Source organism: Amycolatopsis sp. SID8362, assembly GCF_010550475.1.
Lineage (GTDB): Bacteria > Actinomycetota > Actinomycetes > Mycobacteriales > Pseudonocardiaceae > Amycolatopsis > Amycolatopsis eburnea.
Map to the genome: position 1 here is coordinate 1 of NZ_JAAGNB010000391.1, position 10032 is coordinate 10032.

Here is a 10032-nt window from a genome sequence, read left to right on the forward strand (position 1 = left end):
CGGCGTCCACCGCGGAGCTGGCCCGCCGGACCGGCCTGAGCGCCGGGGCGGTGTCGCAGCACCTCGGCGCGCTCAAGGCCGCGGGCCTGGTCAGCGGCCACCGTGCCGGACGTCACGTGCTCTACGCACGCACGCGGGCCGCGGAAGTCCTGGTCGGCGGCGTGCCGGAAGTGGACTGCTGAGATAGCCGCGTACTGGCCTGCTTGAAGGGTCCACCGCCGACCTACCCTCGGATTCGTCACCCCCTGTTCTTCTTGTGGAAAGGCCCCGTCGTGTCCGAGCAGCAGACCACCCCCAGTGGCACCGTCCAGTCCGTCACCGGCACCGCCAAGGTGAAGCGCGGCATGGCCGAGATGCTCAAGGGCGGCGTGATCATGGACGTGGTCACCGCCGACCAGGCCAAGATCGCCGAAGACGCCGGCGCGGTCGCGGTCATGGCGCTCGAGCGCGTGCCCGCCGACATCCGCGCCCAGGGCGGCGTCGCCCGGATGAGCGACCCGGACCTGATCGACGGCATCATCGAGGCCGTCTCGATCCCGGTCATGGCGAAGGCCCGCATCGGCCACTTCGTCGAGGCGCAGGTCCTGCAGTCCCTCGGCGTCGACTACATCGACGAGTCCGAGGTCCTGACCCCGGCCGACTACGCGAACCACATCGACAAGTGGGCCTTCACGGTCCCCTTCGTGTGCGGCGCGACCAACCTCGGCGAGGCCCTGCGCCGCATCACCGAGGGCGCGGCGATGATCCGCTCCAAGGGCGAGGCCGGCACCGGCGACGTCTCCAACGCGACGACGCACATGCGTCAGATCCGCGCCGAGATCCGGAAGCTGACCTCGCTGCCGGAGGACGAGCTGTTCGTCGCGGCGAAGGAGCTGCAGGCGCCGTACGAGCTGGTCCGCGAGGTCGCGGCCAACGGCAAGCTCCCGGTGGTCCTCTTCACGGCGGGCGGCATCGCGACCCCGGCCGACGCGGCGATGATGATGCAGCTCGGCGCCGAGGGCGTGTTCGTCGGCTCGGGCATCTTCAAGTCCGGCAACCCGGCCCAGCGCGCCGAGGCGATCGTCAAGGCCACGACGTTCTACGACGACCCGGACGTGCTGGCGAAGGTCTCGCGCGGCCTGGGCGAGGCGATGGTGGGCATCAACGTGGAGGAGCTCCCGGAGCCGCACCGCCTCGCCGAGCGCGGCTGGTGAGTGCAGTGCCCGCCTGACGTCGGAGGAGCCCCGTGGCCGGTCGGCTGCGGGGCTCCTCGCCGCTACGAGGTCTCGACGACTCGCCAGTCGAAGGTGACGTGAGGTGCAACGTACGGGCCTAGGGTTTGCTCGTGCTGCACATCCAGGATCTCGACCACTGCGAGCCTGCCGTCGTTGTTCATAAGGACCACGATCTGCCCGACGTGGGCGACGACAGTGCGTCCCGGCGTAAGGTGCTGCTCCAGGTCCGAGTCCTGGAATTCCGTGGATCTCACCACGCCCACGGCCTTGACCGGATCGCTGTAGACATAGATCGAGTCGGCCCCGTGTGAGCTGACCTTCAAGGCGAATTCAGCTGTGCGAAGGCCCCAGCGGAACGTGCTGTCTGGCGCATCAGCGAACCCGAAGCGGGTCTGTCCCGTCAGTGCGGGGCTCCGGTACTGCGAGGGTTCGCACGTCAATGCGTGTCGCTCCAGGCGCGCCGCACGCTCGCGCAGAGTGGCGATCGACGCTGCGCTGTCGCGGTTCGCCGGCAGTCCTCCGATCCAGCGCCAGAGGTCTTCGATCTGCTCGGAGCCGGGGAAGTCATCGACCTTCGATTCATCGTGGTCGAACGGGAACCCCCTCGGTTCCCGGTCTGCCAGCCAAGCGGGGAGCCGGCGGCCGAGGTTGTCTTTGAACAGTACGGAGAGCCATGTCGGCGGCCGGTCGTTGTAGACCTCGGAGATCCAGCGGCTCTCGATGCCGACGCCGGAGTCCGGCAGCGTGTCAGCTCGTACGACGTAGTTTTCGTCGACGATCAAGAGCACGTGCGCGGCTTCGGTGACGCGCCGCATGAAGCCGGTCAGACTGTCGCCGTAGTCGACGTCAGCGTCGATGAGGACGTCGAACCCGATCGCCTTCAAGTGGATGGCGAGCAGGCGAACCCACTCTCGATGCGGGGCCGAGGTCCGCGCGTACGAAATGAACAGATCAGCGCCTGATGGCCTCGCCGAGCGCGGCTGGTGACTCACACGTACTCCGAAATCTCCACTCCGTACGTCCCCGGCTCCAGGGCCTCGAAGATGTGCGGCACGTCCCCCGGGTAGGAGATGTAGTCGCCGGGCAGGAGTTCCTCCGGCTCGTCCAGGACGCCGACGCGCGCCCGGCCCGCGCAGAGCACGATGTGCTCGACCACTCCGGTCATGTGCGGGTCGGAGCGCCGCGGTGTGCCCGGTTCGCCGCGTACGACGTAGATGTCGCGGCGGGCGCCGGTGGGGCAGGCCGAGAGCAGCGTGCACGCGTAGTCGGCGTGCTCGGCGAACACCGTCGGGCCCTTGCCGGCGCGCACCACGCGCACCTTCGGGCGCTCCGGCTCGACCAGCCGCGAGAACGGCACGTCCAACGCGACGCCGAGGGCCCACAGCGTCTCGACGCTGGGGTTGCCAGTGCCGGACTCGAGCTGCGACAGCGTCGACTTGGCCAGGCCGGCGCGCTTCGCGACCTCGGTCAGGGACAAGCCGGCGCGGGTGCGCTCGCGGCGCAGGGACGCGGCGATGATGTCGAGGGGTGCGCCCGTGGGTGCTGGTGCCATTCCGTTCGCTCCATCGGTCTGTCTGTTCATCTTGACGAACACCGGCCCGGGTGTTCACTATAGAACACATGCGTTCGATATGGCGAACACTCGACCGGGGCCTCGCCCGGGACATCGGCCTGGTCTGCGTCGCCGATTGTCTCGTGGGCGTGTCCTACGGTGCCATCGCGGTGAGTTCGGGCTTCCCGCTGTGGCTGCCGATGCTGATGTCGCTGCTGGTGTTCGCCGGCGCGTCCCAGTTCATGTTCATCGGGATCGTGGCGGCCGGCGGCAACCCGTTCGCCGCCGTGCTCGCCGGGCTGCTGGCCAACGCGCGGCACCTGCCGTTCGGCTTCGCGATCGGGGACGTCCTGGGCAAGCGGTGGCCCGGCCGGCTCGCGGGCAGCCACCTGATGATCGACGAATCCGTCGCGTTCGCGCTGGCCCAGCGCGAGGCGCACCAGCGGCGGGCGGCGTACTGGGCCTGCGGGATCGGCCTGTTCGCCTGCTGGAACCTCGGCGTGGTCGCGGGCGCGTTCGCGGGCACGGCGATCAGCGACACCGACGTCTTCGGCCTGGACGCGGCGTTCCCGGCCGTGCTCCTGGCGCTGGTCCTCCCGGCACTGCGCGACCGGGCGGCGCGGCTGCCGGTGCTGGCCGGGGTGGTCGTCGCGCTGGTCGCGACGCCGTTCCTGCCCGCCGGGCTGCCGGTGCTGCTGGCGCTGGCCGGGGTCGTCGTGGGCATCGCGGCCAAGGAGCCCGAACTGCAGGAGGCGCGCTGATGGACGGGGTCGAGCTGCTGGTCGGCACGGCGGTGCTGGCGCTGGGGACGTTCGCGTTCCGCTTCGCCGGGCCGGTCCTGCGCACGCGGGTGAAGCTGTCGCCGAAGGCCGAGCGGCTGATGGCGCTGGCGGCGGTGGTGCTGCTGGCGGCGCTGGTCGCGGTCAGCGCGCTGACCGAGGGGCACGGGTTCGCGGGTTTCGCGCGGCCGGCCGGGGTGCTGGTGGCGGGCGTGCTGGCGTGGCGGAAGGCGCCGTTCGTGCTGGTGGTCGTCGCGGCCGCGGCGACGGCGGCGCTGCTGCGGCTGGCCGGCGTCCCCTGAGACTCCGGCCGCACCGATGACAGGAATGAGTCATTCATGTCATCGGATGTGGTGAATGACCCATTCCTGTCGTCCGGGGACCGGGGCTGACCTGCCGGGACCGTGGCGGGGGAGTGCGTCTAGGCTGGTGGGAAGGTCTTTCGGGAGGTCGGGTGTCGTCGGAACCGGTCATCGGTGTGCTCGCCATGCAGGGTGCCGTGCGCGAGCACGTCGCCATGCTGGCCGAAGCGGGAGCGCGGGCCGTGCCCGTGCGGCGTGCCGCCGAGCTGTCCGAAGTGGACGGTCTGGTGCTGCCCGGTGGCGAGTCGACCACGATGTCGCGGCTGCTCGAGACGTTCGAGCTGCTCGAACCGCTGCGCGCGCGGATCGCCGGGGGCATGCCCGCCTTCGGCTCGTGCGCCGGGATGATCCTGCTGGCGCGGCAGACCCTCGACGGGCGGCCCGACCAGCAGCAGCTCGGCGGGCTCGACGTCGTCGTCCGGCGCAACGCCTTCGGCAGGCAGGTCGACTCCTTCGAGGCCGACCTCGACTTCGCCGGGGTCGACGAAAAGGTGCACGCGGTGTTCATCCGGGCGCCCTGGGTCGAGAAGGCCGGGGACGGCGTCGAGGTGCTCGCCACGGTCAGCGGCGTGCCCGGCGTGGCGGACGAGACCGCTAGGATCGTCGCGGTCCGGCAGGGGGCGGTGCTGGCGACCGCGTTCCACCCGGAGCTGACGCCCGACGTGCGGGTGCACCGGCTGTTCGTCGACCTCGTGCGGAAGGCAGCCTGAGACGCGGTGCCCGGCCGGGGTACGGAACAGATGGAGGAGAGATGAGCGGCCACTCCAAGTGGGCCACCACGAAGCACAAGAAGGCCAACCTCGACGCGAAGCGCGGCAAGCTCTTCGCGCGGTTGATCAAGAACATCGAGGTGGCCGCCCGCACGGGCACCGGTGGTGGCGACCCGGACGGCAACCCCACGCTCTACGACGCCATCCAGAAGGCGAAGAAGAACTCGGTCCCGCAGGACAACATCGAGCGCGCCCGCAAGCGCGGCGCCGGTGAAGAGGCGGGCGGCGCCGACTGGCAGAACATCACGTACGAGGGCTACGGCCCGAACGGCGTGGCGGTGCTGATCGAGTGCCTCACCGACAACAAGAACCGCGCCGCGATGGAGGTCCGCACCGCGCTCACGCGCAACAACGGCTCCCTCGCCGACCCGGGCTCGGTAGCCTACATGTTCACCCGCAAGGGTGTCGTGATCATGCCGAAGGGCGACGCGACCGAGGACGACGTCCTGATGGCGGTCCTGGACGCGGGCGCCGAAGAAGTCAACGACCTCGACGAGAGCTTCGAGATCGTCTCCGAGGGCGGCGACCTGGTCCCGGTGCGCAAGGCGCTGCAGGAGGCCGGGTTCGAGTACGAGTCGGCGGAACTGACGTTCCTCCCGTCGGTCAGCGTCCCGCTGGACGCCGACGGCGCGAAGAAGGTCTTCAAGCTGATCGACGCCCTCGAGGACTGCGACGACGTCCAGAACGTCTACGCGAACTTCGACGTGTCCGATGAGGTGCTCGCCGAAGTCGGCTGAGTTTTCCCTTGCCTCGCAAGGAATCAGTGCCCGGGCCGGAAACTTTCCGGCCCGGGCACTGGGCTGTCGGGGGCTTGTCAGGCAGAATGTGCGCCGTGACCTCGACGACCCCCGCCGCTTCCGCCGATCTCGCCGCCGAACTGACGCCCGACGAACAGCGTCTCGTCGCCTGGATCGAAGGGCAGGCCAAGGAACGCGGCAACGCGGTCATCACCGTCGCGGCGGACGACGAGGGCGCCGGCTACTGCTTCACCGCCTGCGCGTGGGCGCTGCACCACGTGCCGGAAGCCGTCGTGGTCGGGCTGCCGGACCAAATGGGCCAGGTGCTGCTCGACGCCTACGTCGACCGCGCGGCCAACGGCGAGATCTTCGAGGTCGGCAAGCGCTACGACGACTTCTTCGACGGCGTCCCGGTCGTCCTCGAGCGGGTCAACAAGGGGCACTACCCCGAGTACTTCGGCACCGCCTTCCTCATCTACCCCGACGGCGACTTCCCGGCGCTGCAGCTGATCGTCGCGACGCCGGAGGGCAAGTTCCCCTGGCACCCGGACGCTCCCGAAGGCTTCGCGCAGTGGCAGCCGGTGCTGACCGAGAGCGGCGACCCCGAGAGCTGGACCCCGGGCGTCGACGGTCCCTAGAACTTCCGCAGGTCGGCGGCCGCTTCGGGGTACCGCAGCGCGAGGTCCGCGGCGGTCGCGAACTCCACGCAGTCGTCGGTGTACGGCGGCACCACGACGGTGCCCAGCAGGCTCCACGAACCGGTCGTCACGGTCGCCTGCCACGTCCCGGCGGGCACCACCACCTGCGGGCGCTCCCCGGCGACGACGTCGGTCCCGAGCACCGGCCGCTCGACCGAGCCGTCCTCGTGCAGCAGCAGCATCGCGGCCGGCGCGCCCGCGTGGTGGGCGTACACCTCGACGCGGTCCAGCCGGTGCGGTGCGGAGAACTCGGGCGCGACGAGCAGGTAGTAGATCGCGGACCCGGTGTCCGAGCGCCAGCTCTGCGCCCACCGCCCGCCTTCGACGGGCAGCGGCTGAAGACCCAGGTGGGTGACGAAATCCGACGGCTCCGGCATGTCACCCATCCTGCCGGAGGCCGCGCCCAGTAGCCTGCGAACTCGAACGGATGTTCGCGGCGGAGGGAAAAGCGGGTGCGGGTGCTCGGGGTCGACCCCGGTCTGACCAGGTGCGGCCTGGGGGTGGTCGACGGCGGAAAGGGCCGGGCCGTCCGCTGCGTCGCCGTCGACGTGGTGCGGACGCCACCCGACGCCGACCTGGCGCACCGGCTGCTCGGCATCTCCGACGAGGTCGAACGCTGGCTGGACAGGTACAAGCCGCAGGCCGTGGCCGTCGAGCGCGTCTTCGCCCAGCACAACGTCCGGACGGCGATGGGCACCGCGCAGGCGGGTGGGGTGGTCGCGCTCGCGGCCGCGCGCCGCGGCCTGCCGGTCGTGTTCCACACGCCGAGCGAGGTGAAGGCCGCCGTCAGCGGGTCGGGCCGCGCGGACAAGGCGCAGGTCACCGCCATGGTGATGCGGCTGCTCAACCTCGAGGTCGCGCCCAAGCCCGCCGACGCCGCGGACGCCCTCGCGCTGGCCATCTGCCACCTCTGGCGGGAGCCGATGCGCGCGCGGCTCGCCGAGGCCGAAGCCCGCGCCGCCGAAATGGCCCGCACCCACAAGGCCCGCATCGCCGCCGCGGCGAAGCAGGCGAAGAACCCAGGAGCAGCACGATGATCTCGTCGGTACGCGGAGAAGTCCTCTCGGTCGGGCTGGACCACGTCGTGGTCGAGGTCGGCGGGGTCGGCTTCGCCGTGCAGGCCACCCCGGCGACCCTCGCCACCCTGCGCCGCGGCGAAGAGGCCCGGCTGCACACGGCGCTGGTCGTGCGCGAAGACTCGCTGACGCTGTTCGGGTTCGCCGACGCCGACGCGCGCGAGCTGTTCGGGCTGCTGCAGACGGTGTCCGGGATCGGGCCGCGGCTCGCGCTCGCGACCCTCGCCGTGCTCGACCCCGACAAGCTGCGCGCCGCGCTGGTCGAAGGCAACATCACCGTGCTCACGTCGGTGCCCGGCATCGGCCGCAAGGGCGCGGAACGGCTGACCCTCGAACTGCGGGACAAGGTCAGCGCGCTCGGCGGCCCCGACGGCGCGCCCGCGGTCACCGCGCCTGGCGCGCTCCGCTCGGAGGTCGTCGAGGCGCTGGCCGGGCTCGGGTTCCCGGCCAAGCAGGCCGAGCAGGCCGTCGACAAGGTCCTCGCCGACGGCGACGGCCACACGACGGCCAGCGTGCTGCGCGCCGCACTGGCCACCCTCGGCCGGAAGCGGTAGGACGCGGCCGTGGAGTATGAAGCCGTGGACGAGGACGACGCCCTTTCGGCGTGGGCCCAGACCGGCGACCGGGACGTCGAAGGCACGCTGCGGCCGCGCAAGCTCGACGAGTTCGTCGGCCAGCCGCGCGTGCGCGAGCAGCTGGAGCTGGTGCTGGAGAGCGCGCGCCGCCGCGGCGTGCCGCCCGACCACGTCCTGCTGTCCGGCCCGCCCGGGCTGGGCAAGACGTCGATGGCGATGATCGTCGCCGCCGAGCTGGGCGCGGCCATCCGGATCACCTCGGGCCCGGCCCTCGAACGCGCCGGCGACCTCGCCGCGATGCTGTCCAACCTCGCGCCCGGCGACGTCCTGTTCATCGACGAGATCCACCGGATCGCCCGCCCCGCCGAGGAGATGCTCTACCTCGCGATGGAGGACTTCCGGGTCGACGTCGTGGTCGGCAAGGGACCGGGCGCCACCAGCATCCCGCTGGAGATCGCGCCGTTCACGCTGGTCGGGGCGACCACGCGGTCGGGCTCGCTGACCGGGCCGCTGCGCGACCGGTTCGGCTTCACCGGTCAGATGGAGTTCTACACCGACACCGAGCTGGAGCTGGTCGTCCGCCGCGCGGCGACGATCCTCGACATCCCGATCGACCGCGACGGCTGCCAGGAGATCGCCGGGCGCTCGCGGGGCACGCCCCGGATCGCGAACCGGCTGCTGCGGCGCGTCCGCGACTACGCCGAGGTCCGCGCGGACGGCAAGGTGACCCTCGAAGTCGCCCGTGCGGCGCTCGCCGTCTACGACGTCGACGAGCTCGGCCTCGACCGGCTCGACCGCGCCGTCCTCACCGCGCTGACCAGGTCGTTCGGCGGCGGGCCGGTGGGCATTTCGACGCTGGCGGTCGCCGTGGGGGAGGAGGCGACGACCGTGGAAGAGGTGTGTGAGCCCTACCTCGTGCGCGCCGGTATGCTCGCGCGCACCCCACGGGGCCGGGTCGCCACGGCGGCCGCCTGGGAGCACCTCGGGCTGGTGCCGCCCGCCGATCACCCAGGGCGCCCCGGCCTGGGCGGGCTCCCGTCGTTCGAGCAGGACTGAGCGGCCGGAACCGGCGGGTGGGTGCTGGCGTCCGCGCTGGTACCTGGCACACTTGACAGGAGCACATACCCAAAAACCGGACATTTCGGCTGGGCCCGGTGTCCGTCGAACGGAGAATCATGCAACAGCTATTGCTGCCCCTGCTGCTCGTGCTCGTCCTCGCGGTGCCGCTGGTGATGAGCACGCGGAAGCAGAAGAAGCAGCAGGCCGCGCAGCAGGAACTGCAGAGCAGCCTGGCGCCCGGTGACCGCGTGATGACCACCTCGGGTCTCTACGGCACCGTCGCCGACGCTTCGGGCGACACCACGATCGACATCGAGATCGCCCCCGGCGTCGTCACCACCTGGCTGCGGCTCGCGGTCCGCGAGAAGGTCGAGCCCGTCGTCGAGACCGACGAGGACTCCGCCGACGAGGCGGAGGCCCCCGCCGAGGAGTCGATCATCGAGTCCGACGCCAGCGTCAAGACCGAAGAGCCGCAGACCACCGCGCAGGTGGCGCCGCCGCTGGAGCACGGCAAGAAGTAACCCCGCGCTCCCTCCCGGGCACGCGCCGAAAGCCCCGACGAAAGTCGGTGTGGCCTGCAACGCCGGGCTCACGCAGCACCGAGTAGTGTCTCGGTGCTGCGTGCGTGTCCGCCGTCATACCCGTGCCCGGGAGTGAATCGCACACAGTCCCTCCCGGTAACCCTCCGGGCGGGCACCGCAACGTTGGGGTCCACCCCGTCCGAGGAGACCGAAGCACTGTGGCAGCTTCAGCCGGGCATCTCCGCCCGGGACGCTATCTCGCCCTGTTCGCCCTGATCGTGATCGTCTTGTACGCGCTGGTGTTCCTCACCGGCAACCACAAGCCGACCCCGAAGCTGGGCATCGACCTGCAGGGCGGCACCCGGGTCACGCTCACCGCCCGCACCCCCGACGGCGGCCAGCCGACGCGGGAGTCCCTGAACCAGGCGCGCCAGATCATCGAACGGCGCGTCAACGGGATCGGCGTCAGCGGCACCGAGGTCCTCCTCGACGGCAACAACGTCGTCATCACGGTCCCCGGCGAGCAGGGCGACCAGGCCAAGAACCTGGGCAAGACCGCGAAGCTGGGCTTCCGGAAGGTCGTCGCGAACGCGACCCAGCCGGTCGTGCCGCCGCAGCCGACGCCGCCGCCTGCCACCGGCACGCCGACGTCGGGCGCCCCGACCTCCGGCGCGCCGAGCAGCTCCGCG

Annotated in this window: 14 protein-coding genes and 1 pseudogene; 12 read left to right on the forward strand and 3 right to left on the reverse strand. The window is 71.2% G+C overall.

The genetic code is table 11. The features are described 5' to 3' along the window. Nucleotides 1-182: winged helix-turn-helix domain-containing protein (locus G3I65_RS12320; protein ID WP_160696224.1), on the forward strand; the 182-nt coding region annotated here is incomplete at its 5' end. A gap of 90 nt (nucleotides 183-272) precedes the next feature. After that, the gene (pdxS, locus tag G3I65_RS12325) at nucleotides 273-1193 is read left to right on the forward strand and encodes a pyridoxal 5'-phosphate synthase lyase subunit PdxS (RefSeq protein WP_309235420.1); all 921 of its coding nucleotides are present in this window, start codon (nucleotides 273-275) and stop codon (nucleotides 1191-1193) included. Between the two features lie 62 nt (nucleotides 1194-1255). On the opposite strand, the gene G3I65_RS12330 is transcribed toward pdxS, so the two are convergent. Both G3I65_RS12330 and G3I65_RS12335 read right to left on the reverse strand, forming a co-directional pair. Further along, the gene (locus tag G3I65_RS12330; protein ID WP_160696226.1) at nucleotides 1256-2206 is read right to left on the reverse strand and encodes a toll/interleukin-1 receptor domain-containing protein; all 951 of its coding nucleotides are present in this window, start codon (nucleotides 2204-2206) and stop codon (nucleotides 1256-1258) included. Then, nucleotides 2203-2766 (reverse strand): helix-turn-helix domain-containing protein, encoded by a 564-nt coding sequence (locus G3I65_RS12335; RefSeq protein ID WP_163046677.1) that lies wholly within the window; start codon nucleotides 2764-2766, stop codon nucleotides 2203-2205. Before G3I65_RS12335 ends, G3I65_RS12330 begins: the two co-directional genes overlap by 4 nt. 68 nt (nucleotides 2767-2834) lie before the next feature. Here G3I65_RS12335 and G3I65_RS12340 point away from each other — a divergent pair, with 68 nt between their 5' ends. The 5 genes from G3I65_RS12340 to G3I65_RS12360 all read left to right on the forward strand — a co-directional run bounded on the left by G3I65_RS12340 (nucleotide 2835) and on the right by G3I65_RS12360 (nucleotide 6052). Further along, on the forward strand, nucleotides 2835-3527 hold the full coding sequence (locus G3I65_RS12340; RefSeq protein ID WP_160696227.1) for an AzlC family ABC transporter permease: 693 nt from the start codon (nucleotides 2835-2837) through the stop codon (nucleotides 3525-3527). Continuing rightward, entirely contained in the window at nucleotides 3527-3847 is a 321-nt protein-coding gene (locus tag G3I65_RS12345) for an AzlD domain-containing protein (RefSeq protein WP_160696228.1), read from the forward strand. Before G3I65_RS12340 ends, G3I65_RS12345 begins: the two co-directional genes overlap by 1 nt. 152 nt (nucleotides 3848-3999) lie before the next feature. Beyond that, nucleotides 4000-4617, forward strand: coding sequence for a pyridoxal 5'-phosphate synthase glutaminase subunit PdxT (gene pdxT / locus G3I65_RS12350; protein ID WP_160696229.1), 618 nt, complete (start codon nucleotides 4000-4002; stop codon nucleotides 4615-4617). A gap of 41 nt (nucleotides 4618-4658) precedes the next feature. Further along, on the forward strand, nucleotides 4659-5414 hold the full coding sequence (locus G3I65_RS12355) for a YebC/PmpR family DNA-binding transcriptional regulator (protein WP_160696230.1): 756 nt from the start codon (nucleotides 4659-4661) through the stop codon (nucleotides 5412-5414). Between the two features lie 86 nt (nucleotides 5415-5500). Then, nucleotides 5501-6052 carry a DUF4262 domain-containing protein gene (locus tag G3I65_RS12360; protein ID WP_163046678.1) on the forward strand — a complete coding sequence of 184 codons (552 nt, stop codon included), beginning with the start codon at nucleotides 5501-5503 and terminating at the stop codon, nucleotides 6050-6052. Here G3I65_RS12360 and G3I65_RS12365 read toward each other — a convergent pair. After that, a complete protein-coding gene (locus G3I65_RS12365; protein WP_160696232.1) occupies nucleotides 6049-6489 on the reverse strand; it encodes a cupin domain-containing protein in 441 nt (146 codons plus the stop codon). The genes G3I65_RS12360 and G3I65_RS12365 overlap by 4 nt on opposite strands. 75 nt (nucleotides 6490-6564) lie before the next feature. Here G3I65_RS12365 and ruvC point away from each other — a divergent pair, with 75 nt between their 5' ends. From ruvC to G3I65_RS12390, 5 genes and pseudogenes are all read left to right on the forward strand, one after another. Beyond that, nucleotides 6565-7149: a crossover junction endodeoxyribonuclease RuvC gene (ruvC, locus tag G3I65_RS12370; RefSeq protein ID WP_160696233.1), complete on the forward strand. Its 585-nt coding sequence runs from the start codon at nucleotides 6565-6567 to the stop codon at nucleotides 7147-7149. Next, nucleotides 7146-7742, forward strand: coding sequence for a Holliday junction branch migration protein RuvA (gene ruvA / locus G3I65_RS12375; RefSeq protein WP_160696234.1), 597 nt, complete (start codon nucleotides 7146-7148; stop codon nucleotides 7740-7742). Before ruvC ends, ruvA begins: the two co-directional genes overlap by 4 nt. A gap of 9 nt (nucleotides 7743-7751) precedes the next feature. Then, nucleotides 7752-8819, forward strand: coding sequence for a Holliday junction branch migration DNA helicase RuvB (gene ruvB, locus G3I65_RS12380; RefSeq protein WP_163046679.1), 1068 nt, complete (start codon nucleotides 7752-7754; stop codon nucleotides 8817-8819). A gap of 119 nt (nucleotides 8820-8938) precedes the next feature. Continuing rightward, on the forward strand, nucleotides 8939-9343 hold the full coding sequence (gene yajC, locus G3I65_RS12385) for a preprotein translocase subunit YajC (RefSeq protein ID WP_166639998.1): 405 nt from the start codon (nucleotides 8939-8941) through the stop codon (nucleotides 9341-9343). A gap of 218 nt (nucleotides 9344-9561) precedes the next feature. Beyond that, a pseudogene (locus G3I65_RS12390) lies at nucleotides 9562-10032 on the forward strand (protein translocase subunit SecD); the annotation flags it as partial.